Here is a 25,751-nt window from a genome sequence, read left to right as displayed (position 1 = left end):
GTGACTCGTAAGGGACGCTAGACGCACTGTTCACTTCTGTCTAGACATTTCTGTACAGTTCTGTGCGTTCTATAAAAACGCGCGTTAAATCCGGGCACTTGGTCGCGCGCGAATGGAATCAAACCAAGCTTGTGTGGCTGTGTTGTCGTCAGGAATACGCATCTTGATGACACGTGCAAAATCGACAAATACAAATGTGGTGATGTCAGCGAGCGTGAATGAGCCGCCTGATACGAATTCATTTTCGCGCAGACGGGCTTCTAATAAATCAAAAAACGCGCCCACCCGCGCAGTTCCGCGTTGCGCCAGTTCGGGAATCTGCACATGGTTCGCGGGGCCTGTAATGGCGCGGTCTTTGAACGAGGGGTGGGTATTGCGCAACGTCTCGGCAATCGGCGCACCGCATTGCTGCTCGGCGATGGCGTTCCACATCAAAACTTCGCCCTTTTCATCCGCTGTCCGGCCCATCAACGCAGGCTCAGGAAAACGCGCTTCAAGATAGGCCGCAATGCCGAGATTTTCGGTGAGCACGGTACCTTCATCCGTGATCAGCACCGGGATCGTCGCGCCGGGGTTCACCGCCCGAAAAGCATCACTCAGTTGCTCGCCATTTGCGATCGAGATTTCGCGCGTCTCAATCTCCAACCCTTTTTCTGCAATGAACATCCGGGCTCGGCGTGGGCTGGGCGCGGTCGAGCAATCATAGAACAGCATTTGACGATCCCCTCTGAGGCTTCACACCCCAAACGTTAGACCGCCCCAGTGCAACAGCGCGAGTCCGATCACAAAGTGACCCTACGGCAGATCAGCGTTGATAGATGAAGCAGCGACCCTCAACCGCACCACTCGGCAGCGGCAGCTCGGTCAAATCCTCGAAATACATGCGATCACTCGAGACCATCAACCCACCACGCGCCAACAGCGGCTCGATCAAAGGTGAGACGAGACGGGCAAATGTATCGTTCTTTTGCCGGTTATGTCCCCCTAGATCGGCGTGGATCAGACTGGCCGACGCGCCAAACTGCGGGACCGATGCGGGCAGCGATTCACGCACGTCACCCAAAATTACGCGATCATCGGGCGGTGTTGAATCGGGGTGCGAGGCGACCGCACGTTCAAAAACATAAACTGGGCGGTCCTTTATATGCTGAACCATGTGATGATAAGTGCGCCCATTTCCCAGCCCAAGCTCAAATACCGGGCCTTCATGCCCAGTGGTCTGCGCAATTGCATAATCCAAACAAGCACGCTGCGAGACCATGCGATCAATAAACAAATCTAGACGACTTTGAGCTTCCGGCACAACGATTACCCCTATTTGTAGACACCGCACCTTACGTGTGCCCTTCGATCAGGTAGTGACAAATTCTCAAGGGAATGTGTAGGCGCACCGCCAAGAATTCACGTTTCCGCGACGTTTCAGGTGCAGAAGGTGTTTGACTACCCCGCCCGAACCGCGCGAAACTACGAAAAAAAGACAGGGAGTTCACAAAGCCGATGTTACCTAGCGGCCAGACGGGTGGAAAACCCGCATGAGTGCGTTGCTGTCCGTTCGGAATCTCAGCATCGGCTTCGGCAAGGGTCCTTCCGTGGTTCAAGATGTCAGCTTTGATGTCGAGCCTGGACAGACACTTGCATTGGTTGGTGAATCTGGATCGGGCAAGACGATTTCGTGTCGCGCTGCTCTGCGCATCCTGCCCCGTACTGCTCAAATCCGTAGCGGTACGATTACCCTGAACGATTCCAGAGGCACGGCGGAGTTAACTCAACTCAGTGAACGTCAAATGCGTGACATTCGAGGCAATCGGGTGTCAATGATCTTTCAGGAGCCGATGCGCTCACTCTCTCCGCTTCACAAAATTGGAAACCAGGTCAGCGAAGTTCTTTGGCTGCACCGCGGCGCATCTGAATCTGAGGCACGCAAAGAAGTACTGACGCAATTTGAACGGGTGGGCTTTCCCGACCCGGCCCGCGCCTATGACAGCTATCCTTTTGAATTGTCCGGTGGCATGCGACAGCGGGCCATGATCGCGATGGCGATGGTTTCCAAACCTGAATTGCTCATCGCGGACGAACCAACCACTGCGCTGGATGTAACAACTCAGGCGCAGGTTCTTGGGCTCATCAAAGAACTGCAGCGTGAAACCGGTATGGCGCTAATTCTGGTCACGCATGATTTGGGTGTCGTCGCCAACATGGCCGAGCAAGTTGTTGTCATGCACAAAGGTCGTGTGATGGAGGCCGGTCCAGCCGCCCTGATCCTGAACGACCCGGCGCATCCCTACACCCAGCAACTGTTCGATGCAGCACCAGAAATACCTGACCAGGATGCGGTGGGCATACCGATGCCCGATGAAGACCTGATATTGCAGATGACCGGGGTTTCGAAGACCTACACGATGCGGTCCAGCAAAGGCTGGAGAGCGGACAAGCTGATCCACGCCTGCCGCGGCGTCGATATGAAGCTGGCGCGCGGTAAAACACTTGCGATCGTTGGCGAAAGCGGATCGGGCAAAACCACCGCAGCGCGTATCGCTCTGGGCGCCGAATTGCCGGACCCCGGCGGAGAAGTGCTGTTCCGGACAAACAAGGAAGCCGATCCGCTCACAGTTCACAACATGACGCGCGCCGAGCGTACTGCCTTCCAGCGCAAGGCGCAGATGGTATTTCAGGACCCCTACAGTTCACTTAGCCCCCGAATGCGCATTCAGGATGCTATGACCGAACCGTTGGAAATTCACCGCCTCGGAACAGTAGCAGAACAGCGCGATAAAGCAGCCGAAATGTTACAGAGGGTCGGACTGAATGCAGACATGCTCAAACGTTATCCGCACGCGTTCTCAGGCGGGCAGCGGCAACGTCTGTCTATCGCCCGCGCGATGATGTTGGACCCGGCTTTGATCGTTTGTGACGAGCCTACTTCGGCCTTAGATGTTTCTGTGCAGGAACAAATTTTAACCCTGCTCGAAAACCTGCAAGACAGTCTGAACCTGTCTTACCTGTTCATCTCGCATGATCTCGCCGTTGTCGCGCGCATCGCTGATGAAGTTGCCGTGATGCGTCGGGGGCTGGTGGTTGAACAAGCCCCGCCTGAAACTCTCTTCTATAATCCACGTCATCCTTACACAAAGGCATTGATTGCCGCCCAGCCTGAACCGGATATCAATCGTCCGATAGACCTGAAACTGGTTGCTTTGGGCGCGGGTTCGCCCGACAGTTGGGATGACGCCTTTCGATTTTCCGACACCGTGATACCCTCGCTGGTAGAGTTGGAGCCCGGCCATAAGGTACGTTGCCATGTTTAAGACCACTCATTGTTTGATTCTGGCGACCACGCTGGTCGTTGCAGCAGGGCTGCCCGCCACGGCAGAAATCCCGGCCAATCTTCAGGAAATCCCATACTGGGAAGCCGAAGTTGAAGGTGGAAAGCTGCCACCTGTCGCCGACCGCATTCCGCAAGACCCGCTAATCGTTGATCTGGCCGCGAAGGGGCGCGATTTCGGAGCCCCCGGCGGAACATTGCGAACCATGGTTACCCGGTCCAAGGACATCCGCCAGATGGTGGTCTATGGCTATGCGCGGCTTGTCGGCTTTGACCATGAATACAACATCGTGCCCGATCTGTTGGCCTCTTTCGAAAACGAAGACAATCGCAAGTTTACCTTGAATTTACGCCCTGACCACAAATGGTCGGACGGCACTCCGTTTACGTCTGAGGATTTCCGATATTGGTGGGAAGACGTCGCCAATAACGAGTTGCTCAGCCCTTCAGGCCCACCTGATTTTTTGCTGGTTGAAGGTAAGGCGCCTACGGTAACTTTCCCTGATGAAACGACCGTCGTGTTCGAGTGGGCAAATCCGAACCCTGACTTTCTGCAATCTCTTGCACAGGCACGCCCACCGTTTATCTACCGCCCATCAGAATTTCTCAAAAAATACCACGAGAAGTTTGCCGATCCTGAAGAACTGGCTTTTCAGGTCGAAGACGCGCGGGTCAAAAGCTGGGCGGCGCTGCATAACAAGTTGGATAACCTGTACAAATATGACAATCACGAATTGCCCACATTGCAGCCCTGGCTCAATGCAAGCTCGGGCAAGAAAATCCGGCACAGCTTCATCCGCAACCCCTACTATCACAGGGTTGATTCAAAGGGGGTGCAGCTCCCTTATATCGATGTGGTCGAGATGGAGATTGTTGCCCCAGGTCTTGTCGCGGCCAAGACTAACGCGGGTGAAAGTGACCTGCAAGGGCGCGGGCTGGCATTCCGCGACGCGTCGATCCTGAAAAAAGGCGAAGCGCAAGGAGACTACAAAACGCTCTTGTGGAAGACCGGAGTCGCTTCCCAAATCGCCATCTATCCAAACCTGAACTTCGAAGACGAAGCCTGGCGCAACGTATTGCGTGATGTGCGCGTCCGCCGGGCCCTTTCCCTCGCGATAGACCGCAAAACAATCAATCAAGCGCTCTATTTTAAGCTGGCCCATCCCGGCGCGATGTCAGTTTTGCCTGCGTCGCCATTCTATGACGAAGCAAATGCAAAGGCTTGGGCAGACTACGACGTCGATATGGCGAATGCGCTGTTGGATGAGGCTGGATTGACCGAGCGGGATAAAGACGGCATTCGCCTACTGCCTGACGGACGTCCTATGGAGTTGGTTATCGAAACTGCAGGCGAGAGGCAGGAAGTAGAAAATGCCCTCCAAATCGTTACAGATACCTGGCGCGAGATCGGTGTCGAACTTGTGATGCGCCCCCTGGATCGGGACATTCTGCGTAATCGGGTCTTCTCGGGCAACACGATGGCCTCAGTCTGGTTTGGCTGGGATGACGGCATCCCGCAATTGCACACCTCGCCTGCCTATCTGGCGCCTACCGATCAGGTCTTTCTGGCCTGGCCCAAGTGGGGGCAGCATTACCAGACAGCTGGAGGATCAGGCGAGCCACCAGACATGCCCGAAGCCGAACTTCTCATGAAACTCGCGCATGACTGGGAAATCGCCACAACCGATGAAGAGCGCGCGGCAGTCTGGACTAAGATGCTGAAAATTCACGCGGATCAGCTGTATGCCATTGGTATTCTTAACGGCGCACCGCAGCCAATCGTTGTGTCAAACCGGCTGAAGAACGTGCCCGAACAGGCCATGTGGGCCTGGGAGCCCGGTGCGCATTTCGGCATTCATCGTCCCGACGAGTTTTTCTTCGCCGACTGATCAGGAGCAGCTAAATGGTCATGCTGCGCTATGCGGTGTATCGCTTTTTCACGATGCTGCTGACGCTGTTGGTGGTGTCGGTACTGATCTTCGTGATCATCAACCTTCCCCCAGGCGACTACCTCAGCAATCAGATCGCTGAGTTGCAGGCCTCGGGCCAGTCTGCGGGCGTGGCCAAGGCCGAGTTTCTGCGCAAAGAGTATTCTCTGGATCGTTCGTTGCCGGAACAATATCTGATCTGGATAGGTTTCTGGCCCGGCCCGCACGGGTTCGAGGGCCTCTTGCAGGGCAATTATGGCTGGTCATTCGAATTTGACCGACCCGTGCGCGAGATCGTGGGCGATACGCTCTGGTTGACGGTCGTGGTTAATCTGGCTGCCATTCTATTCGTCTATGCTGTGGCCCTGCCGCTGGGCGTTCTTGCGGCGGCCAAATCAAGAACATGGATCGATTATACTTCTGCTTTTGTTGGGTATCTGGGCCTTGCGACGCCAAACTTCCTTCTGGCGCTGATCCTGTTCTATTACGGCCATCGCTACTTTAACCTGCCAATTGGCGGCCTGATGGACCCTTCCTTTGAGGGTCAACCGATGAGCTGGGACAAGCTGAAATCCATCCTTGTTCACCTGATCGTTCCGACCTTCGTCATCGGCACCTCGGGCGCTTCGGCTATGATGCAGCGCCTGCGTGCCAACATGCTGGATGAGCTGGGCAAGCCTTATGTTGAAACCGCTATCGCCAAGGGGATGGCCCCGTCGCGGATGTTGACGAAATACCCGCTGCGAGTGGCCTTCAACCCCTTTGTTGCCGATATTGGCAACCTACTGCCTTCGATGGTTTCGGGTTCGGTTCTGGTCTCGGTTGTTCTGGGTCTGCAAACCATCGGGCCAACATTGCTGACCGCGCTTAAAACACAGGATCAGTTCCTGTCTGCTTTCATTCTGATGTTCGTGGCCTTGCTGACGCTGATCGGTACCATGATCTCGGACATCCTGCTGGTCATGCTTGACCCGCGCATTCGGTATGAGGGGCGAGAAGCATGAGTGAACGCCCCGATGGTCGCTATGTCGACGAAGCCCCGTTTGATCCGCAAGCCTCGCTTCAGCAGCTTGAGCGTGCAGATCTCGATGCCCCAAATTGGGTCTTAGTCTGGCGCAAGTTCAGAACACACAAGCTGGGTCTGATTTCAGGTATATTCCTGCTGTTGTGCTATCTGATGCTACCCTTCGCGGGATTCATCGCCCCCTATGGACCGAACGACAGAAACGGTGAGCACCTCTATGCCCCACCCCAGTCTGTCAACTGGTTCCACGAGGGCGAATTCATAGGTCCTTATGTCTATCCCATTGTTGCAGAAGCGGATCTTGAAACCTTCCAATGGAAGTTCGTACCCGACACAGAAGACCCGCGCCCGATCCGGTTCTTCTGTGAGGGCTCCGAGTACAAACTGGCAGGCCTGATAAAATCCGACACCCACCTGTTTTGTGCACCTGAAGGCGCCACGCTGTTCCTATGGGGCTCCGACCGCTTGGGACGTGACGTCTTCAGTCGAATTCTTTACGGCGCCCAATTGTCGCTGACCGTAGGCCTGATCGGCATCTCAGTGTCTTTCTTCCTCGGCATCCTGTTCGGATCGATGGCCGGGTATTTTGGTGGGCGCATCGACTGGGTCATAAACCGTGTGATCGAAATTCTGCGTTCTCTGCCGGAACTCCCACTTTGGCTGGCTTTATCTGCAGCCGTGCCTTCGAATTGGAGTCCTGTTGCTGTCTTCTTCATCATCTCGATCATTCTCGGTATACTCGACTGGCCCGGCCTTGCCCGATCCGTACGCGCCAAATTCCTTTCGTTACGGGAAGAGGAATATGTTCGCGCCGCTGAGATGATGGGTGCAAGCTCGGGTCGCGTGATCCGCAAGCACCTGCTTCCGAACTTCATGTCGCACCTGATTGCATCAGCCACACTGTCGATACCAGCGATGATCCTCGGTGAAACCGCGCTCAGCTTCCTTGGTCTTGGCCTGCGCGCCCCGGCGGTCAGCTGGGGGGTCATGCTAAATGACGCCCAGAACCTTGCTTCGATCGAGATTTATCCGTGGACGGCGATTCCGATGCTACCAATCATCGTAGTCGTGTTGGCCTTCAACTTCCTTGGCGACGGGCTGCGCGACAGTCTGGACCCCTACCAGCAATGAGCCTGCTATCCGCCCTCCCTTCAACTGACACATATCGGGTCAAAGGGGCGGGCGCGCGGCCCAGCGCTTTTGCAGTCTCAGAACTGGCAACGGCCAGTTTTGCTGCTGTTGGTCAGAAAATGTCACGCCTTGTGACTGCGCTCAACCTGTCGCCAGAACCGCCGGATGTTTCCGTGGACCATCGGTTGGCTTCTCTATGGTATGGCTTCTCATTCAAACCCGACGGATGGGACATGCCCAACCTTTGGGACGCGATCGCAGGAGACTATCAGGCCTCAGATGGTTGGATCAGACTGCACACCAATCTGCCGCATCACCGCACTGCTGCTTTGAAGGTACTCGAGGTCAACCCTGATCGGTCATCGGTTGAACGCGCGATCCGAGATAGGACCATTTCGGAACTCGAAGCCGCAATTGTCGCAGAGGGTGGGGTTGCTGCCGCGATGCGCAGTCGTGCAGAATGGCATGACCATCCGCAGGGACGTGTACTCGCACGTGAACCATTGATCGGCTGGCAAGGCCCACGGAATATCAAGCTACGCGACCGGCCACAGGCGACCGTCGAGCGCCCCCTTGCAGGGCTACGCGTGCTCGACCTCACACGAATACTGGCAGGGCCGGTTTCGACAAGAACACTTGCGGGTTTTGGGGCCGAAGTCCTTAGGATCGACCCTCCTGGCTGGGATGAGCCCGGCGTCATTCCTGACATCTCACTGGGCAAGCATTGCGCCTATCTGAATCTGAAATCGCCCGCGGGAATTGGACAACTTCAGGAACTTCTCAAACAAGCTGACGTATTTGTTCATGGGTATCGCCCCGGTGCCCTAGACGCGCTTGGTTTGGCTAAATCCACGCGTGATCAGCTTGCCCCCAACAGGGTCGAGGTCACATTGGACGCCTATGGCTGGCAAGGTCCTTGGGCCTCACGCCGGGGATTTGACAGTCTGGTTCAGATGAGCGCCGGGATCGCGCACGCAGGAATGGAATGGGCCGGGGTCGACGAGCCAACCCCGCTACCTGTGCAGGCACTCGATCACGCGACTGGATACTTGATGGCTGCTTCTATTCTTTCGGCTCTGGCCGAGGCTGCATCCGGTCAAGCGGTCATGGATGCTCGGCTTTCACTTGCACGAACCGCAGAACTGCTCGCCACTCTCGCCAAAAGCGATACTGAAGTAGATATCACCGGTGCGTCACTTGTAGATTATTCGGATGTGCAAGAACATTCCGGATGGGGAGCAGGTCACCGTTTGAATCCAGCACTGACTGTAGGCACTTCCAAGATGCGATGGTCCCTACCCGCCTCAAAGCTTGGATCATCAGAACCTGTCTGGCCCTCACTCGCCACGTAGACCAACCGCCGCGCGGAGCGCGGCCCCGCCCAACGTTTTGTATGGCGTCTCATTCGAGACGCCGCTCAAAGAGGCGGGAGCCGGCTTAGCGATCGTCGCCGCCAGGCCCGATATCATCCAGATAATCCTCGTCAATCGCAGCCTGAACAGCGCCTGTAACCGCTTCGCGCTGTTTTGGCGTTAAGTCTTCGGCCTCTTTGCCGTCTGCCAATCTTACGGTGACCTCGCGATGCGCGAACCGGATACCTTCGCGGGCAAACAGTTCACGGATATCTTGATATACTTTCTTGCGCACCAGCCACTGATCGCCTGGTTTGGTCATGAACTTGACCCGGATAATCATCGCCGAATCCTGCATCTCGATCACGCCCTGAGATTTCAGAGGCTGGATAAAGTTTTCTCCGATCACCGGATCACTCAGCAATTCCTGACCCAATTTTTTGATCAGCTTCCGTACTTTTTCGACATCCGTGTCATACGTCACACGCAACGGCAGCTTCATGATCACCCAATCGCGCGAGTAATTGGTCAACACCTTGATCTCGCCAAAGGGAATCGTGTTGAGCGCGCCCAGATGGTGTCGCAACTGGAAGGACCGAACCGAGATCTTTTCAACCGTTCCCTTCACATCGCCGATATCGATATATTCACCCTTACGGAATGCATCATCCATCAGAAAAAACGCACCCGAAAAGATATCGCGCACCAGCGTTTGCGACCCGAATCCTACGGCCAATCCTACAACACCAGCACCCGCAAACAGCGGGCTGACATTGATCCCGAGTTCCATCAAAACAATCAGCGCGATGGTGACAACGACCACAGCCAGGATGGCACCGCGAAACAGGGGAAGCAATGTCGCAAGCCGGCTCTGTCCACCTTCGCCCCCTTCGTCGCCAAGCTCGGCATCGGCGGCACCATCGTCAACCTCTTCAGCAATCTTGCTGTCGATCCAGACCCGGAAAAAATGAAACAGAATGTAGCCGATGAACAAGATCACCATCACATCAAGCGCTCGCTCGATGGGCAAATCATCGCTCCAGTTGGCTTGCGGATTCCAGATCACGACCAGCGCATATAGCCCCACCACAAAGGCCAGAATACCGGCCACCCTTCGGGCAAGATCTTCGTAGGTCAATATGGCGTGTTTGCGCTTTTCAGCCTCGGGTGTGACAAGCGCTGCAGCCTCACCTGCCTCGGCCTCATCCGCTTCGGTATTCAGTTCCGCGATCTGACGATTGCGATCAAAGTAGCGTTCCAGCAGATAGTTCATCGCACCATATGCAACGACTACTGACATGAATATTGCATAGCTGCTGGCTACGATCGGGACGGAATCCTCGATCTCCAAAACCAGATCAACTGCTAGCTTGAACCAGCTGAACACAATGTAGAGCATCAATACCGGCGCCCAGGCGAACGAGATAAATCGTAATATCCACGAAACTTGTTCGGGCAAACGCCCGCCACGGATCGCATGAGAAATCGCGCGGGCATTGAACAATATCATCAAGAGATTGCCCAGCGCACCGGCCAGAGTCAGGCTACCATAAACCAAGGCATAAACATTGTAGTTCAGCCCAAAATCCGCAACCCAAGTCGAGAAAAGCACGACCGAGATATCAAACGTCGCGATTGCCGACGCCCACCGGTATAGCCGCTTGGCGTCCCGATCGGAAAACGGGGGCAAACGGTACTGGCTGAGAAACGGTGACAAGATCATCCGCCACAAGTCCGCAACCGTGCGCGACAGGAAGAACGCAGTAAAAATCGCCGTGACAGTGAACTGAATGGATATATCCTCGGCTTCGCCAAAGAACAGATACCCCACGATCAGCGCCATCAGCATCGCAAAGATCGTCCCACCGATGCCCATTACGAAGCGGTAAACCAAGAAAGGCATTTTCTCGCGATAGCCAACGGGGTTTTCCTTGATGCGGGCAACAACCCAACGCTTGGCGATACGCTTTCCGTAAATCTCGGTCGATAACCAGCGTCCCAGCAGAAGAAAAACAATGTTCCAGGCCAAGACCTCGAAATAGGTCTGAATACGGCCATCCGGGCTGGTTTGTCTCAGAACGTACTGCACCTCAAAAACCGAATACGGAAGCGCTTCTAAACGCGAGCGCACAGATTCCCGAAATTTCGAGAACCGCTCCTGAGCCTTCATCAGTTGAGACCCTTCCGCCATCGGGTCAACGACCTCTGGATCGGATGTTGCCCCGCCATTATTGGCTGACGAAACCACCTGTCCCGCGCTGTCGATTACGATGACACTTGCACCAGCTTCAGAAGCCGCGCGGATCGCAGCTGCCAGATCGCCCTCTTCTGCCGAACTTGATGTGCTGGTTTCTTCGGACGATCCAATTGGATATCCCGGGATCAGCGAGGTTTGCGCCTCTGCTCCGGGTACGCATGCAAGCATTGCGGCCCAAAGCACCAGAAACAGCCCGGCCAGAATATTCGTTTTCATAGTGTCTCGCACCCAAATCACAGTTGCCGGCAAGACTACAGAAGCTTGGTCTGCTGTTCAAATCATCCGCGCACGCAAAGGCATCTTTGCGTGAGGCCAGTGGCCTCGGCGCAAACGTCTGGATAAGGTATTTTCAAGCAACCAAAAATTGAATATGACGGCCTGAGCCCTAGGATCGCACGCAATCTTGTTCATTGCGGGCAATCGCCAACAAAGGGGCCGCGTCACATTGACGACAAGGTAACGAATATGCTGTTGCCAATTCGCAATGTTTGGCGCATTTGCAGGGAAAAATTCCCACCTTTTGCGCGCAGGCGCGAATGAAATAGGATACTCAGGTGCAAACGCGCGGAGTTGCATCGGAACCGAAACAGGCGAAGGCATGAGCCGAGGTAACAAAAACGAACATCACGGCCGCGCGCCTCGTATCCTGCTATACAGTCACGACACGTTCGGTCTGGGCCATTTGCGCCGGTCTCGAGCTTTGGCGGCAGCGATTACACAGGCCGATCAACGCGCTTCGGCTTTGATCTTGACCGGCTCTCCGGTAGCGGGTCGTTTTACTTTTCCACGACGGGTCGACCATGTTCGCCTGCCTGGCGTCACCAAACGCTCGGACGGTTCTTACGCCTCACAAACCATTGGCATGGGGATTGATGATGTAACTGAGCTTCGTGCAAGCCTTATCCAAACGGCTGTCGCGCAATTTGACCCGGATGTTCTGATAGTCGACAAAGAACCGACCGGGTTTCGCGGAGAATTGTTGCCGACGCTGGAATATCTTGAAAATTCGTGTTCAACCAAGCTGGTACTGGGTCTGCGCGATGTTCTGGACGAACCCGATGTATTGGCCGCCGAATGGGAACGCAAAGAAGCGATCTCGGCAACCGAGCGTTTCTACGATGAGATCTGGGTATATGGCTTGCGCTCGATCTATGACCCGACCCAAGGTCTACCCCTTAGTCCGGCAGCGCAACAACGCATGCACTGGACCGGATATCTAAGGCGTGATCTGGGGCCTGTCGGTGAGCCGCCCGAGCAACCTTATATCCTGATTACGCCCGGCGGTGGCGGCGATGGCAAAGCGATGGTCAATCTCGTGCTGTCCGCCTATGAGAAAGACCCGGACCTTTCTCCGCGTGCCGTGCTGGTGTATGGGCCATTCCTGTCAGGTGAATTGCGCGAGGATTTTGAAACCCGCGTCGCCGCACTTGATGGCCGGGTCACAGCTGTTGGTTTTGAATCTCAGATCGAAACGCTGTTCGCCGGAGCAGCCGGTGTGGTCTGCATGGGCGGCTACAATACCTTCTGCGAAGTACTGTCCTTCGACAAACGCGCGGTCATCGTCCCGCGCACAACACCCCGTCTGGAACAATGGATACGCGCCTCTCGCGCGGAAGAACTGGGACTGGTGCGAATGCTCGATGAAAATCGTGACGGTCTGACGGCGGACGCGATGATCCACGCGATCCGCAATCTTCCCCTTCAGCCCTTGCCGTCGCAAGCCATAAGCGCCGGTTTGCTGGATGGTCTGAACTACGTCACCCATCGCATCACCGCACTACTAGCCGCAGAACAAGAGCGCGCGACAGGATGATCAAAACACACCCCAGGCTTGCGGTGCTAGTCAAAGGCTGGCCGCGCCTGTCCGAGACGTTCATTGCCCAAGAACTCGTTGCCTTGCAAGAGGCTGGCCACAACTTCGATATCTGGTCTTTGCGCCATCCGACCGACGCCAAGCGGCACCCGCTGCATGATCGTTTCAATGGTCAAGTACGCTATCTGCCAGAATACCTTTTTGACGAACCTGAACGGCTTGCCGCTGCACGCGCCGTCGCTTCGGGTTTGCCCGGATACCCGGAGGCCTATCGAGTCTGGCGGCAAGACCTGCGCCGAGACCAAACCCATAACCGCATTCGCCGGTTCGGACAGGCTTGCGTGCTAGCTGCCGAGTTACCTGAGGAAACGCAAGCGCTGTACGCGCATTTCATGCACACGCCATCGTCGGTCGCCCGTTACGCTGCGATCATGCGCGGCCTGCCGTGGAGTTTCTCAGCGCACGCCAAAGATATTTGGACCTCGCCAGACTGGGAAAAAAAGGAAAAACTGCACCTGAAAAGTCACGGAGCCACTTTTGGGGCAACCTGCACCGCCATCGGTGCAGCGCATCTGCGCGAATTGGCAGATGATCCTGCGCGCATTGAGTTGATTTACCACGGTCTGGACCTGTCCCGTTTTCCGACCCCTCCTGAGCGTGGCCAGCGGGCGGCCGACGCACCCTTTCATATGCTTTCAGTCGGGCGGTTGGTCGAGAAAAAGGGCTTTGATCGCCTTATCGACGCGTTTGCTCTGCTCCCTGACACTTTGGACTGGCACTGGACCCATATCGGTGGCGGGACACTGGCCAATAAACTGGGTGCACAGGCCGATGCCGCAGGGCTGTCAGATCGGATCACCTGGATGGGTGCATGCGACCAACCTGAGGTCATTACGGAGATGCGCCGCTCTGACCTGTTTGTGCTGCCCAGCCGGATTGCTGAAGATGGTGACCGAGATGGCTTGCCGAACGTGCTGATGGAGGCGGCGTCTCAGCGCCTTCCGATTTTGTCGACGCCGATATCGGCGATCCCAGAGTTCATCGAAACTGGCGTCCATGGAATTCTATCGCAGGACGACCCGGCCTCTTTGGCCTCCGCCATTTCCAACCTTGCCCAGAACCCGGCCAAAACCGCGCAAATGGCAGAGGCAGCGTATGACCGTTTGATCGCCGACTTTCGTATGGATCCGGGCATACATCGCCTGTCCGAGCGGTTAAACGCATTGTGCACGGATGGTCGGTGATGGCTCGGGTGGCTTTTTATGCGCCGATGAAATCCCCCGACAGCCCCAAGCCTTCGGGCGACCGCGAAATGGCACGCAACCTGATCACTGCAATCCGCGCCCAAAACAACATTGTTGAACTCGCATCAGACCTGCGGATTTACGACAAGAAGGGTGAGTGCCCACTTCAGAATCAGTTGCGAGACAAAGCGATGGTCGAAGCTACGCGGCTGATCACGGAACTGCCATCGGACACAGACCTTTGGGTGACATATCACAACTACTACAAAGCGCCGGACCTGTTGGGCCCCGTAGTATGTCGCGCGCGGGGTATCCCATATGTACAGCTGGAAAGCACTCGTGCCACCAGTCGGCTCTCGGGTCCATGGGCCGGGTTTGCCCAGTCGGCGCACGACGCCTGTGATGCCGCGCAGATAATATTTTATCACACAGCCAACGATCTGATCACGCTGGAGCGCGAGAAATTCCACACACAGACATTGGTAGAATTGCCTCCGTTTCTGCCAGTTGCTGAATTGCCTTCCCCATCTGCCCGCGATGGCCCGATGCTGACGGTGGGTATGATGCGTTCTGGGGATAAGTTGGCCTCGTACACGATTCTGGCCGAGACGCTGGAGCATCTCACAGGCGATTGGGTGCTGGACATCGCTGGCGATGGCCCTGCCCGTCCCAAAGTCGAAGCGCTGATGGCGCAGTTCGGGTCCCGCGTCAGGTTTCTGGGTCAGCTTGATCGAGACACATTGCAAGAGCACTACCGTCAGGCATCGATGTTTGTCTGGCCCGGCGTCAACGAAGCCTATGGCATGGTCTATCTTGAGGCCCAGGCCAGCGGTGTTCCGGTCGTGGCACAAGATCGCCCCGGCGTGCGTGATGTACTGATGCCCTCTGATCATCCCAATGTAAGTTCGGGCACCAAAGGGCTGGCCTCTCGTATACAGTTGCTCTTGGATGATCGCGACCTTCGGCGAACCGAGGGTGATCGCGCCCGCGCCTACATCGCGCAACGCCATCTGATCCCGTCGGCGACGGATCGGTTCTGGACTGCCGTGCATCCCTTGTTGGAGAAAGAAGAATGACCCGCCTCGCCCTATTGCGCCACGGACATACCGAATGGAACCGCGCTGGTCGCATTCAGGGTCGCAGCGACATTCCCCTGGATATTGATGCCCGTGCCGAGCTTGCGGGATATTGTCTGCCATCGCCGTGGGACACTGCATCGATCTGGTCCAGCCCGCTAAGTCGCGCAGCTGAAACCGCTGAACTTGTATCTGGCAAAGCCCCCAAAACATCCAAAGCCTTGACCGAGATGAACTGGGGAAATTGGGAAGGGCAACGCGGCGTGGACCTGATCGCGATTCCCGATAGCGGCTATCGTCATATTGAAGAGTGGGGTTGGGATTACCGACCACCTAACGGTGAAAGCCCGGCAGAACTTTGGGCAAGAATCGCACCTTGGATGGATGGCCTGACGGGCGACAATCTTGCCGTCTGCCATATCGGCATCATGCGGGTGATTTTGGCCAAGGCCTGGGGCTGGAACTTTGCAGGCCCCGCCCCGTTCAAAATCAAACGCAACAGGTTATTTGTCATCGAGTTGAATCCGATGCGGGCCCAGCCCGAACCCGTCCGCCTGCTTGCGCGTGAGGCCTGGAAATGAAGGTGATGATCGTCGTTACCCACCTGTTGGGCACCGGACATCTGAGCCGGGCACTGACATTGGCGCGCGCATTCGCTGATCAGAATCATGAAGTTCTTGTCGTTTCCGGAGGTATGCCCGCACCGCAGCTGGATACGACCGGGATGTCTCTGCTGGGTTTGCCGCCGCTGAGGTCGGATGGCACCGATTTTACCCGATTGCTAGATCAGGATGGTACCGTTGCAGACGCCGCCTATTTCGAAGCACGCGCAACCGGACTGGTTCAGGCAGTACGCAGCTTCGGGCCGCAGGTTCTGATCACCGAGCTATATCCGTTTGGACGACGTTCGCTCGCAGCAGAGTTCCAAGCGGCAATAAAAGCCGCGCGGGGGATATCTCGCCCCCCTGTTATACTGAGTTCAATCCGCGATATTCTTGCGCCGCCATCAAAGCCTGCAAAAGCGATCCGAACGGACGAAGTTATTGCAGAGTTTTATGACGGTGTTCTGGTCCATGCCGACCCTCGGATCACACCCCTCGACGTCAGTTGGCCTGTTTCATCGCAACTGGCAGCACAGCTGCACTACACGGGTTTCGTCGCACCGAGCGCACCACCAAGCCATCCGGAGGATACAGGTCGGGACGAGATCATCGTAAGTGCCGGTGGCGGATCAGTTGGCCAACCGATCTTTCAGGCGGCCATTGAGGCCGCCCGAAAGATGCCCAACAAGCGCTGGCGCCTGTTGGTGGGTGGACAGGACGCCAAAGCGCGCATAGCCGAGCTTTCGCAGTTGGCCGAGGGGACAACAGTTATTCTGGAACCCGTTCGCCCAGATTTTCGTCAAATGCTTCCGCTTGTTGCGGCCTCGGTTAGTATGTGCGGATACAATACAGCCATGGATCTGCTGCAATGCGGCGCCCCTGCTGTGTTGATCCCATTCGACGACGGCAAAGAGGTCGAGCAGGGATTGCGTGCGCGGGCACTTTCGCAATTGGATGGGGTTGAGGTGCTGAACAGTTCTGAACTATCCGGACCCTCACTGCTGAATGCACTGGATCGTGTAATGTCGGGTGTTGCTCGTCCTCCAATGTCTGAAGGGTTTGATGGCGCCCGCCGATCGGTGGAAATTGTGACCGACTTATATGAGGCCCGCCGATGAGCCCTGATTGGCAACCCTTGATGATTGAGTTGCAGCGCTGGGAAGAAGCGGATTTGACGCTGCCCTTGTGGTGGCGCGATGACGACGCGATCTCGGTGACGCCACAGCTCGAAAAACTCACATTGATATCCGTTGAGCTGGGCCTGCCGGTCCATCTGGCGGTGATCCCGCGCCCAGCTGAGGTGTCATTGGCGGACTATGTGCGTGATCAGACCGCCTTAATCCCGGTTGTGCATGGCTGGGCGCATCAGAACCACGCACCCATAGGTGAAAAGAAAGCTGAGTTCCGTTTGCACCGACCAATCGAAGCCATTGTTTCTGACGCAAGGGCCGGACTGACTCGGCTACAGAATCTGTTCGGTGATCAGTTACGCCCGATGTTTGTGCCACCTTGGAACCGGATTGATCCTGAAGTTACAGCACATCTCCGAGCGCTGGGTTTTCGGATAGTATCGACCTCAACACCTCGGAAAACACCACTCGCCGCTCTTGGTCTCGAGCAGGTAAATACGCATCTCGATCCTATCGACTGGCGCGGAACTCGCGGCTTGGCTGACCCGAATACGCTGATTTCGCAGGTGGTCGTGCTGCTACAGGATCGACGCACCGGGCGCGCAGACAATGCAGAAGCATTTGGGGTGTTGACGCATCATCTGGTCCATGATCAGGACATCTGGACGTTTACGAAAGACCTGTTGCACAGGCTGCTTGATGGGCCAGGAATTCCTTGGACTGCGCCATGCAACGAAATTCTAGGAGAACCCGAATGAGTCGACTGGATTCCATGCTGCGACGCCTGACCGCGCAACGCGACGGGTTGAATTGGGCCGCTGCACAGATCGACGCCATGGACGGAGATGTTCTAGACTTGGGGCTGGGCAATGGACGTACCTATGACCATTTACGCGAGATCCTGCCTTTACGCCGAATTTGGGTAATGGATCGCGTATTGCAATGCCATCCTGACAGCACGCCTCCTGCAGAAGATTTTCTGCAAGGCGAAGCGGAACCGATGTTACTGAAATTGGCGGAAGCTGGCCATACTATCGCACTAGCGCACTATGATTTTGGTCGCGGGATCAAGTCAGACGACGTTGCCGAAGCAGCCCGCCTGAGCCCTCTGGTCAAACAGGTGATGTGCCCCGGCGGCTTGCTGATATCAGGACAACCCCTGGTAGGTTTCACCCCGATACAGGGCCCTGAAACCATCGCACCTGATCGCTATCTGTTTTATCGCGCCTGATGCAACTTCATATGCTGCTCCAAGCGATCAACAAGCAATTTGGTCACCAAAATGAGCAAGTGTACCGTACTTTGGGGATGCTGATAGCGGAGGAGACTGCCAAACTATCTTCTCATGTGATTTCTGAAATTCTCACTTCATTCTGTAAACTAAGAAAAATATCCAGCTTTTCGTCCTATCCTTTTTCATCCCATCTCACACTGTCTTATGTTTTTTGATCGGTCAAATGATGGGACAGAAAAACGGTGCCTTCTCTTACAGTACGAAAAGTTCAAAACCTCAAAGAGCCGGGGATGCATGTCGATGGAGGCGGTCTGTATCTGCGCATTGGCAAAGCCGGGGTAAGTCTTGGATACTTAGGACCGTCGTATACGGGAAAAGAAGAAACCTAGGGTTGGGGTCCGCCTCGTTGGTCAGGCTGGCCGAGGCCAGAGAGTTAGCGCGTGAGTAAAGAAAAGTGGCTCGGTCTGGCAGCGATCCGGATACCGTCAGAAAACGGGAAACGCTGACGCGTCGCGAAGCCGCCCTGCGCACGCACGCATATCTGCTGCCAATGTGGCATAGCAAACGGTATGGGGAAATTTGGCTTTTGGCGATTGAGAGATATGCCTTTCCTAGCTTGGGGGACCGACAAATTTAGACCATCGGGACATCTAGTCTGATGGCGGTGCCACAACCGATTAGTAAGGACGTATTCTCAGGAGAAGATGTAGAAAAATGCAAGCGTTCACTAACGATGCTATGCGGTGGTTAGATAAGAGTTTGTAGAGGGATTAAAGCCAAAGGGAAATCTTCACGGCACCTACGCCGGATTTCCGCCTCCTCATCGGTAACCCGCCTAAACGCTCCAATTCAACTATTACATCTCTATGTGGGCGACCTGTGCTCTGATGGCGCTACACAGAGCCACATCCGAAATGCTGGAGTACTCTGAGATTCGGGTCGCCAGCGTAAACACTGGCTGCTCCTGCAAAACTGGTCCGGTCAGACGTGAAATGGGCGGCCAGCGCCGCCCACAATGATTCTCAATTCCGGCTGTGTTACCGTCCTTCGAACCTATCAAGCGCCGAAGGATAGTTTCTATCGTCCCGCGAGCCTCCGTTTGTGCTCTTTGACGAACTTGTGCCGCCTGAGAAACTCCCTGCATTTGTGGTATCGGCACCGTTGCCCCAGCCGTTATCCCCTTTCTTCGTTTGGGTTGGCGGGTCAGGGTCATCAGGTACGTCCTCGGCGTAAACAGGCACCGAGAAAGCCATGGTCGCCGCTAATAAGCTGATGATAGTAAGTTTGGATTTTGACATAATATTCCCCCAAATATAGTCGGATAAACACTTGGCCAAAATTGAGGCAAGCAATACCAAATTACTTGAACGAGATTGAACCAAATTTGAATGCATCGTTCACGCTACGTTAACATTCTCTAATGCCCTCAAAGCTGGGAAACCCTGAAACAAGAAGGGCTCGGTGGCAGGTAGCCATTTGATAATGTTGGAAAATAGAGCACTGGGCATGGAATCACACACATGGACTTCCAGCCACAACAGCCAAGATCTGACATCAGTCCTTGGCCAATGTATAAGCACCAGAAAGAAAGGCGTTCTTCAAATAGACCGGCAGCTTCTCGGGATACTCTTTAACTTCCTTCTTGGCGAAATTGAATAAAGCCACCGGATTAACGAACCTAGTGTGACATCCTTCTGTAAGTTGGATCAGAGTCTCAATTTTGAAAGAGACCGCACCGCCTGCCATACGGCCTTTCTTTGCGCGCGTTTTGATCGCAAATGTTCCAACCTCGTTTTCGCGAGCAAACTCATCAAGCGCGGCCATGAATGAACGCAGATCTGCCTCGGATGTATCATCCTCGAGTTCAATCCTTGTGGTCTTAGGTCGGAGCATCTCCACCTTGCCCTCGTCATCCAGGTCGACAACGGCAAGCCGAACCTCCTGTGCCGATATCTCGCAACCGCATACTCTCATCTGTCATTCCTTTGTGTGGCAGTTCCTCACTAACATCTTTCGGACCAGAATATATGCCACCTATACCGATGTGTGCGCGTTATCGCGGTCAACAAGCTTAGTTTTTACGATCCGAAATGCTGGCATAAGACAAGACGGTAGAGGGCGGTGATGCCACGCCAGAGAGCCCAAAAAATCCGCCCAAGTCTCTCTGTGAGGTTTTCCGTAGGCACCGAAAGGAATTTCTGAATTGTGATTTTAGATCTTGCTTAGCTTAACAAAGCGGACATTCGCTTGGCTCACGTCGAACGACCGCTATGCGGACGAAGCGGACCTTGATGGTCACAGACTGAACGTCGGCTTCCGCCTTTGTTGCGTGTGATCTTCCTACAGTACAATTTGAAACTGGCGGTCCGTTTCGAGCAAACTCACAATGCCGGACAATATTTTTATTCTATCTTCTACTTTCCGACAAGAATTGCATGTTCCCGCTCTATAACCTTTACCCAATCGCCTCGCGCTTTCAGACCGGTCGAGGAGTCTCCCATCAGCGAAGTAACCATTAATCTTCCACGCGCTTTCGCTTCTTCTTTCGAGAAACCGGCCTGTTCAAACATCCAGGCGGCGAACTGGAAGCGCTTGCCGATGGTTCTTTGATACGCTTCTTGCACTTTTTTATCGGTATTTGCCCAGACCGAGACGGCGTGATCCGGCAAGGCGGCGTCCTCTTCAATGACCTTTTTCATAAGAAGAAGAATGCGGTCTTCAGGGGGGCCGCCAAATGTCTTTGCCTGTGCGATTACTTTGTCAGTCAGTTCCTGCTCCCAATATCTGAGAACTTCATCCAAAAGCTCACGGACGTTCTTGAAATGCCAGTAAAAGCTACCGCTTGTCAGGTTGAGTCGCTTTGCCATTGGCACGACTTTTATCGCGGAAACGCCGCCCTCGTTGAGGACTTTGTAGGCCAGCAATATCCAGTCTTCCTTAGTCGCGGCGTTTTTGGGTGAGGCTCGGGTGACAGTTTCTGACATTCAGATTACAGCATTCATTATTTGACATAGAGTAGTCTATGGTCGTACCGTAGACAAGTCTATGGGTAACTGGGAGTTCACGACATCGTGCTCTTAGAAATGCCATGCAGAAAAGGGGGGATCAATGAAGAGCATTATGAATTCCACGACTGGCGCATTATTGGCTTTGGGTTTGTCGTTGGCTGGCGCCGCTTCAGCGCAAAACGCGCTGCCGACTGGTCGAACTGCATCTGCAATTAAAGATGGTGTTTATCCCGCGTCATACTTTCCCAACACTGAAATCCTCGGCGCGGATGAAATGCGTATCACGGCATTGGGGACGGGTATGCCTAACCAAACCAAGGCAGCCGTTTCGATTTCGTTTTACGTGGAACTTGGGAATGGGGACGTCTTTCTGTTTGACGTAGGAACTGGCGCAACGGGAAACCTGTTCTCGCTGCGACCGGACTTCGCAAAGATCGACAAGGTCTTCTTCAGCCATTTGCATGTTGATCACGTTGGAGACTTCATGGGCCTCCACGTCGGAGGTTGGCTTTCGGGCAGATATACCCCGCTCCGCATCTTCGGCCCGTCCGGATCAGAAGATGAACTGGGCACCAAAGCCTATGTTGAGGGCATGTCCAAAGCTTACGCCTGGGACTTGGCCACGCGAACGGGCGCGCTGCCGGATGATGGCGCCAAGCTTGAAGTCACTGAATTCGATTACATGCAGGAAAACGAGATTGTTTATCAGGAGAACGACGTAACTATCCGTTCCTGGCCTGCGATCCACAGTCTGGATGGCTCGGTAAGCTACTCTCTAGAATGGAATGGGCTGAAATACGTCTTTGGTGGCGATACATACCCGAACAAATGGTATGTAGAATATGCCAAAGGGGCGGACATCGCGTCTCACGAGGCCTTCCTGCCTCCGGATGCGCTAGCCCCTTATTTTGGCTGGGACATGAAACAGGCGACTTATGTAGCTACACGCGTTCATACGGAACCTGCGGCTTTCGGCAAAGTTATGTCCGCTGTCGAGCCACGCATGGCCCTAGGATATCACTCTGTTCTTTCACCCGAAAACTATCAGGCAATCCTGGAAGGTGTCCGTTCGACATACGATGGACCGCTCACGCTGGCGCGAGATCTACAGGTGATAAACGTAACTAAGGATCAGATCGTTGTTCGGGAAGCGAGTGTTGACGAATACGCTCTGCCACCAGCTGTGAGCGACGAATACATCAATGCTCCGCGCTCAAAAGAAAAAGAGCCTTCTGAAAAAGTTCAAGCCGGCAAATGGGATGGTTACACGCCACCGCCAATGCCTGATAATTAACGTTCAGGGGTGAACAAAATTCCGATTTGGCAGTATCTGTACCGACTATCCCTGATGCTGAGCCTGATGGCCCCTGATGCACAAGCCGTTTGGGCGGATGTCGTTCTGACTAACGGATCAGAAGTCGCCCCCAATATCGCTGTTCTTCATGTCAAAGATGATGGGGTCTACGTCGACCTTGAGATCTATGTCGAAGATATTCCGTTGTTTGCTGATATGTTGCCAATCGGTTGGTCATCTGATTTCGCCGGGGGTAAACCGAAGGCTGAACAAGATTCCAATCAAGGTTCTACGCAAACCTTAAGTCGGGCGCTGTCGATTTTTGGAAGGGACGAACGGGCGTTACACGCAGAAATCAGAAAGTTGAAATACCAAACACGCCTAGACCGAGCCTCGCCGCTTGCAGGTCAGCGCGATCCATTCTCGGGTCAAATTGTTCCTAGCCCGCCAACAGATCCGCGTGTTTTGTTCGTCGAGGTGTTCTTTCCGTTTCAAAACTCAGTTCCCAAGGAGCTGACTATAGTGCCTCCATCGCGGGATGGCGAACCACTGGTGACTATCGGGATGCAGGTTTTTGACCGAGAGGTTCCGGTCACGGATTTCCGCTTCTTGTCAAAGCCGGCAGAGTTAAAGATTCACTGGCCTGACCCCTGGGAAACCCGATTTTCCGCTGCGAAGCTGAATCGAAAAGCGCAGGACGGGACATCGACCTTTCTTTATATCGAACCCCGCGAAGTTCGGCACGAGACGCTGATCCGCTTGCGTAGACTGGCGCCTTGGATTGATGAAACCACGGAAGTGGGACAAACGCTTTCGCCACAGCGTAGCGCCTTGATCGTAAACCAGGCGGCGTCCTTCCTGGCTTCACGTAACCCAGTGACAATTGATGGCAAATTAGTGCAACCGTCAAACGTAACCGCAAAACTCCTCGAGCTAACATCGCAGGGTTTTCAGGTTGTCGAGCCTGGAAAGGAAGTGTCCGTGAACAGTGCGTTTATCGGCGCCATCCTGTCTTTCTCATCGGCAGAACTTCCCGATCAAGTGACAGTCACATGGGATATGTTTGACGAGGAAATTTCCCGCGTCGCAACGATTTCAAACGATATCGCCGGGCCGTTCTTTGGAGCTGTTACACCTGCGGACCCTCAGTTTCACTGGCAGAACCACCTACTCCAATACCAAAGAGCATCTGTTACTCAGATTCCGGTTGAACAGCAGAAACGGCAGAACCCGGCCGCGGCTTTGATCGCCGGGATTATCAGTGCCGTCTCACTCTGTTTTCTCCTGCTAACCAGAGGCAAAGTCGCAAAGCGTGCCAGTTGCGTGACTATGATTGCCGCTGCTTCGGCAACGTTTGTATTTTCGGGATATTTCCCGGAATTACCCTGGAATAAGCCCGAGCGCCCTGAGCAGCAGGTTGCGGAAGATATACTGCGCTCGATGGTCGAAAACTTGAACACGGTGACGCTGGAAACTTCGCCGGCAGCAAGAAAGGCAGAGCTGGCCCACATTGTTACGGCAGCGTCTCTGGGCGACATCGCAACAGAGGTGGAACGTGGTCTCGTGATCCGAACGCCAGGAGGCAGTCTTGCTACAGTTACCGATATTAGAGACCTTAAATTAGAGCGCGTTGACCCTACCCTCAAGCCGGGTGGATTTAGCATTCTGGCCAAATGGACAGTGAAAGCTCAAGGCGGTCATTGGGGGCATGCCCACATGCGCGCCGTTACGTTTCGAGTGCTGGCCGAGGTTGTACCTGAATCCGGGCAATGGAAGCTGGATGGATTAACTGTAATCGAGGCTCGCGATCCAAATGCATAAGTGTTTAAGGCCAAAGTTCTTTGCTTTCGGCGCTCTGTTTGTCGGTGTGTTTTTGTCATTGACGCTGTCGGCCTCGGCGCATTTTTTACTTAACCTCAACGTTCGAATTTCGCATGTCGAGCATTTCGAAGACGGTCTGCGTATCTACATCCGTACGCCCATGCCATATTTGGTTGCAGACAAGGTCGGTGATCAGGATGGTGATGCCTTACCTAAAGCTGCACCATTCACGACTAATGCCATGAGCGACGGTCAGTTGGTCCACTTTGTCGACTTGCAGGCTGTCATGAGCGATCCCAATGGGCTGGGGCAATTCGCCGAAGGTGGGTTGCATCTGTTGGTCGATAATCAGCGCTTAAGAGGAACAGTTAAGTCCGTTCGCTTGCATCGAGTTGGAAATGAGCCCGGATTTGCAACTTTGGCCGAAGCTCAACAGGCCGTGGACACCGAAACGGCCTTAACGCCGCCGCTTTTTGTTGGTGACACAATTGTCGATCTCGTCCTGCATTATGACACTGACGGCCCGGCCCAATCGTACAGCATTGCCAACGTGCTGGACCCCGGCTTGCCGGATCAGGACCAAACGGCCAACCTCATTCTCGACTACGCGTCGGACACACCGCAGATTTTCCGATCTCGGGGTCTGATGACTGAACCATTAGTGGTTCAGCAAGAGGGGTATGGAGGATTCCTGAGTTTTGTATGGGAAGGTATACGACATATCCTCGAAGGATTGGATCATGTTCTTTTTGTTGTGTGTTTGGTCATTGGAGCGCAGACACTCAGGGCGCTATTGCTGCGTGCAACTGGTTTTACCGTTGGGCATAGCGTAACGCTGTCGCTGGGGTTTTTCGGGTTTGTACCATCGGGCGCGTGGTTTGTACCTGCCGTCGAAACCGGGATCGCGCTATCTATCATTTTTGCAGCCGTCGCAGCGCTTATGAGTTTTAAGGACAGCGCGCGCTCTGAGGTCACGATGGTGCTTCTGACAACGCTGATTGGCCTCTTGCACGGGCTTGGGTTTAGCTTTGTGTTGCACAAGATTTTGCAGGTTACATCCCCAAACATCTGGCAGAGCTTGCTTGCTTTCAATCTTGGCGTCGAGCTTGGCCAAGTCGCCATTATTCTTGCGCTCTGGCCTGCCTTGATAATGTGTCGACGCGTGAACTCCAGTTTGTGGATGTCCCTACGAGTGGGCTTAGCCGGTGGATGCGCGGCTATCGCCTTCTACTGGACCTTTCAGCGAGTTGCCGAGGTTTACTCCACGCTGGCTTAAGGTCATTGCGATGGCGCGTGCCGTGATGGCCGCCTGGGAGAAAAGCGCACATTCGGCTGTTCCGTAGCATAAGACAGATTGGGCTTATACCGGTCAGTCAGTGAATTCTGCTCAAAGTCTACTTTGCAGGGTGCCCTCAACAGGTGGACGCAACACTTTAATCTTTGAGCAAAGATGGAGTGTTTCCCATGAAGTATCGTCGTCGCATTTACTATAACGCCGCACAGCGTGCTGAGATT

General features: G+C 54.6%; 21 protein-coding genes. 15 read left to right on the top strand and 6 right to left on the bottom strand.

The features are described from left to right. Positions 1-84: 84 nt before the first annotated feature. Together ACRZ91_RS16890 and ACRZ91_RS16885 are read right to left on the bottom strand one after the other, a co-directional pair. Positions 85-714, bottom strand: a complete 630-nt coding sequence (locus ACRZ91_RS16890) for a glutathione S-transferase family protein (protein WP_480907261.1) — start codon at positions 712-714, stop codon at positions 85-87. A gap of 91 nt (positions 715-805) precedes the next feature. Beyond that, positions 806-1,303, bottom strand: a complete 498-nt coding sequence (locus ACRZ91_RS16885) for a class I SAM-dependent methyltransferase (protein ID WP_480907259.1) — start codon at positions 1,301-1,303, stop codon at positions 806-808. Between the two features lie 229 nt (positions 1,304-1,532). Here ACRZ91_RS16885 and ACRZ91_RS16880 point away from each other — a divergent pair, with 229 nt between their 5' ends. Genes ACRZ91_RS16880 through ACRZ91_RS16860 form a run of 5 tightly spaced genes read left to right on the top strand, consistent with a single transcriptional unit; the run spans position 1,533 to position 8,757 of the window. Next, positions 1,533-3,305 (top strand): ABC transporter ATP-binding protein, encoded by a 1,773-nt coding sequence (locus ACRZ91_RS16880; RefSeq protein WP_170477635.1) that lies wholly within the window; start codon positions 1,533-1,535, stop codon positions 3,303-3,305. Beyond that, positions 3,298-5,211 (top strand): ABC transporter substrate-binding protein, encoded by a 1,914-nt coding sequence (locus ACRZ91_RS16875; protein WP_480907257.1) that lies wholly within the window; start codon positions 3,298-3,300, stop codon positions 5,209-5,211. Before ACRZ91_RS16880 ends, ACRZ91_RS16875 begins: the two co-directional genes overlap by 8 nt. Positions 5,212-5,225: 14 nt before the next feature. Beyond that, complete coding sequence (locus tag ACRZ91_RS16870) at positions 5,226-6,254, top strand: ABC transporter permease (protein WP_010437945.1); 1,029 nt, start codon at positions 5,226-5,228, stop codon at positions 6,252-6,254. Then, a complete protein-coding gene (locus ACRZ91_RS16865; RefSeq protein ID WP_170477642.1) occupies positions 6,251-7,405 on the top strand; it encodes an ABC transporter permease in 1,155 nt (384 codons plus the stop codon). The genes ACRZ91_RS16870 and ACRZ91_RS16865 overlap by 4 nt, the downstream gene beginning before the upstream one ends. Then, a complete protein-coding gene (locus tag ACRZ91_RS16860) occupies positions 7,402-8,757 on the top strand; it encodes a CoA transferase (protein WP_480907254.1) in 1,356 nt (451 codons plus the stop codon). Before ACRZ91_RS16865 ends, ACRZ91_RS16860 begins: the two co-directional genes overlap by 4 nt. Positions 8,758-8,842: 85 nt before the next feature. Here the strand turns inward: ACRZ91_RS16860 and ACRZ91_RS16855 are convergent, their stop codons facing one another. After that, positions 8,843-11,230, bottom strand: coding sequence for a mechanosensitive ion channel domain-containing protein (locus ACRZ91_RS16855; RefSeq protein ID WP_480907252.1), 2,388 nt, complete (start codon positions 11,228-11,230; stop codon positions 8,843-8,845). Between the two features lie 382 nt (positions 11,231-11,612). Between ACRZ91_RS16855 and ACRZ91_RS16850 the strand changes: the two genes are divergently transcribed. From ACRZ91_RS16850 to ACRZ91_RS16820, 7 genes are read left to right on the top strand one after another with little or no spacing between them, the layout of a single operon-like run. Continuing rightward, complete coding sequence (locus ACRZ91_RS16850; RefSeq protein ID WP_480907250.1) at positions 11,613-12,827, top strand: glycosyltransferase family protein; 1,215 nt, start codon at positions 11,613-11,615, stop codon at positions 12,825-12,827. Beyond that, entirely contained in the window at positions 12,824-14,071 is a 1,248-nt protein-coding gene (locus ACRZ91_RS16845) for a glycosyltransferase family 4 protein (RefSeq protein ID WP_480907248.1), read from the top strand. The genes ACRZ91_RS16850 and ACRZ91_RS16845 overlap by 4 nt, the downstream gene beginning before the upstream one ends. Further along, positions 14,071-15,147, top strand: a complete 1,077-nt coding sequence (locus tag ACRZ91_RS16840; protein WP_480907246.1) for a glycosyltransferase family 4 protein — start codon at positions 14,071-14,073, stop codon at positions 15,145-15,147. Before ACRZ91_RS16845 ends, ACRZ91_RS16840 begins: the two co-directional genes overlap by 1 nt. Then, positions 15,144-15,728, top strand: coding sequence for a histidine phosphatase family protein (locus tag ACRZ91_RS16835; RefSeq protein ID WP_480907244.1), 585 nt, complete (start codon positions 15,144-15,146; stop codon positions 15,726-15,728). The genes ACRZ91_RS16840 and ACRZ91_RS16835 overlap by 4 nt, the downstream gene beginning before the upstream one ends. Next, positions 15,725-16,867, top strand: coding sequence for a glycosyltransferase family protein (locus ACRZ91_RS16830; protein WP_480907242.1), 1,143 nt, complete (start codon positions 15,725-15,727; stop codon positions 16,865-16,867). The genes ACRZ91_RS16835 and ACRZ91_RS16830 overlap by 4 nt, the downstream gene beginning before the upstream one ends. Next, positions 16,864-17,637: a polysaccharide deacetylase family protein gene (locus ACRZ91_RS16825; RefSeq protein ID WP_480907241.1), complete on the top strand. Its 774-nt coding sequence runs from the start codon at positions 16,864-16,866 to the stop codon at positions 17,635-17,637. The genes ACRZ91_RS16830 and ACRZ91_RS16825 overlap by 4 nt, the downstream gene beginning before the upstream one ends. After that, positions 17,634-18,110 carry a class I SAM-dependent methyltransferase gene (locus tag ACRZ91_RS16820; RefSeq protein WP_480456864.1) on the top strand — a complete coding sequence of 159 codons (477 nt, stop codon included), beginning with the start codon at positions 17,634-17,636 and terminating at the stop codon, positions 18,108-18,110. Before ACRZ91_RS16825 ends, ACRZ91_RS16820 begins: the two co-directional genes overlap by 4 nt. Before the next feature lie 1,040 nt (positions 18,111-19,150). On the opposite strand, the gene ACRZ91_RS16815 is transcribed toward ACRZ91_RS16820, so the two are convergent. The 3 genes from ACRZ91_RS16815 to ACRZ91_RS16805 form a co-directional block, all read right to left on the bottom strand. Beyond that, complete coding sequence (locus ACRZ91_RS16815; protein ID WP_139056590.1) at positions 19,151-19,411, bottom strand: hypothetical protein; 261 nt, start codon at positions 19,409-19,411, stop codon at positions 19,151-19,153. Positions 19,412-19,667: 256 nt separating this feature from the next. Beyond that, the gene (locus ACRZ91_RS16810; RefSeq protein WP_480907240.1) at positions 19,668-20,087 is read right to left on the bottom strand and encodes a DUF3010 family protein; all 420 of its coding nucleotides are present in this window, start codon (positions 20,085-20,087) and stop codon (positions 19,668-19,670) included. Between the two features lie 440 nt (positions 20,088-20,527). After that, positions 20,528-21,037: a TetR/AcrR family transcriptional regulator gene (locus tag ACRZ91_RS16805; protein ID WP_170774512.1), complete on the bottom strand. Its 510-nt coding sequence runs from the start codon at positions 21,035-21,037 to the stop codon at positions 20,528-20,530. 184 nt (positions 21,038-21,221) lie between these two features. On the opposite strand from ACRZ91_RS16805, the gene gntH reads away from it, so the two are divergent. From gntH to ACRZ91_RS16790, 3 genes are read left to right on the top strand one after another with little or no spacing between them, the layout of a single operon-like run. Then, positions 21,222-22,415 carry a guanitoxin biosynthesis MBL fold metallo-hydrolase GntH gene (gntH, locus tag ACRZ91_RS16800; protein WP_480907238.1) on the top strand — a complete coding sequence of 398 codons (1,194 nt, stop codon included), beginning with the start codon at positions 21,222-21,224 and terminating at the stop codon, positions 22,413-22,415. 54 nt (positions 22,416-22,469) lie between these two features. Continuing rightward, on the top strand, positions 22,470-24,236 hold the full coding sequence (locus ACRZ91_RS16795) for a hypothetical protein (protein WP_480907236.1): 1,767 nt from the start codon (positions 22,470-22,472) through the stop codon (positions 24,234-24,236). Next, entirely contained in the window at positions 24,229-25,512 is a 1,284-nt protein-coding gene (locus ACRZ91_RS16790; RefSeq protein ID WP_480907234.1) for a HupE/UreJ family protein, read from the top strand. Before ACRZ91_RS16795 ends, ACRZ91_RS16790 begins: the two co-directional genes overlap by 8 nt. Positions 25,513-25,751: the final 239 nt, after the last annotated feature.

This window comes from Ruegeria sp. O11, assembly GCF_056535285.1.
The sequence above is the reverse complement of the archived record's forward strand: the minus strand, read 5'-3'. Positions and strand labels throughout refer to the sequence as shown.

Coding starts and splice junctions, on each gene's coding strand:
- ACRZ91_RS16810 (WP_480907240.1), bottom strand. CDS start 20,087: ATGAGAGTATGCGGTTGCGAGATATCGGCACAGGAGGTTCGGCTTGCC.
- ACRZ91_RS16865 (WP_170477642.1), top strand. CDS start 6,251: ATGAGTGAACGCCCCGATGGTCGCTATGTCGACGAAGCCCCGTTTGAT.
- ACRZ91_RS16795 (WP_480907236.1), top strand. CDS start 22,470: ATGCTGAGCCTGATGGCCCCTGATGCACAAGCCGTTTGGGCGGATGTC.
- ACRZ91_RS16870 (WP_010437945.1), top strand. CDS start 5,226: ATGGTCATGCTGCGCTATGCGGTGTATCGCTTTTTCACGATGCTGCTG.
- ACRZ91_RS16855 (WP_480907252.1), bottom strand. CDS start 11,230: ATGAAAACGAATATTCTGGCCGGGCTGTTTCTGGTGCTTTGGGCCGCA.
- gntH (WP_480907238.1), top strand. CDS start 21,222: ATGAAGAGCATTATGAATTCCACGACTGGCGCATTATTGGCTTTGGGT.
- ACRZ91_RS16860 (WP_480907254.1), top strand. CDS start 7,402: ATGAGCCTGCTATCCGCCCTCCCTTCAACTGACACATATCGGGTCAAA.
- ACRZ91_RS16790 (WP_480907234.1), top strand. CDS start 24,229: ATGCATAAGTGTTTAAGGCCAAAGTTCTTTGCTTTCGGCGCTCTGTTT.
- ACRZ91_RS16815 (WP_139056590.1), bottom strand. CDS start 19,411: ATGTCAAAATCCAAACTTACTATCATCAGCTTATTAGCGGCGACCATG.
- ACRZ91_RS16830 (WP_480907242.1), top strand. CDS start 15,725: ATGAAGGTGATGATCGTCGTTACCCACCTGTTGGGCACCGGACATCTG.
- ACRZ91_RS16850 (WP_480907250.1), top strand. CDS start 11,613: ATGAGCCGAGGTAACAAAAACGAACATCACGGCCGCGCGCCTCGTATC.
- ACRZ91_RS16875 (WP_480907257.1), top strand. CDS start 3,298: ATGTTTAAGACCACTCATTGTTTGATTCTGGCGACCACGCTGGTCGTT.
- ACRZ91_RS16845 (WP_480907248.1), top strand. CDS start 12,824: ATGATCAAAACACACCCCAGGCTTGCGGTGCTAGTCAAAGGCTGGCCG.
- ACRZ91_RS16820 (WP_480456864.1), top strand. CDS start 17,634: ATGAGTCGACTGGATTCCATGCTGCGACGCCTGACCGCGCAACGCGAC.
- ACRZ91_RS16825 (WP_480907241.1), top strand. CDS start 16,864: ATGAGCCCTGATTGGCAACCCTTGATGATTGAGTTGCAGCGCTGGGAA.
- ACRZ91_RS16880 (WP_170477635.1), top strand. CDS start 1,533: ATGAGTGCGTTGCTGTCCGTTCGGAATCTCAGCATCGGCTTCGGCAAG.
- ACRZ91_RS16890 (WP_480907261.1), bottom strand. CDS start 714: ATGCTGTTCTATGATTGCTCGACCGCGCCCAGCCCACGCCGAGCCCGG.
- ACRZ91_RS16840 (WP_480907246.1), top strand. CDS start 14,071: ATGGCTCGGGTGGCTTTTTATGCGCCGATGAAATCCCCCGACAGCCCC.
- ACRZ91_RS16835 (WP_480907244.1), top strand. CDS start 15,144: ATGACCCGCCTCGCCCTATTGCGCCACGGACATACCGAATGGAACCGC.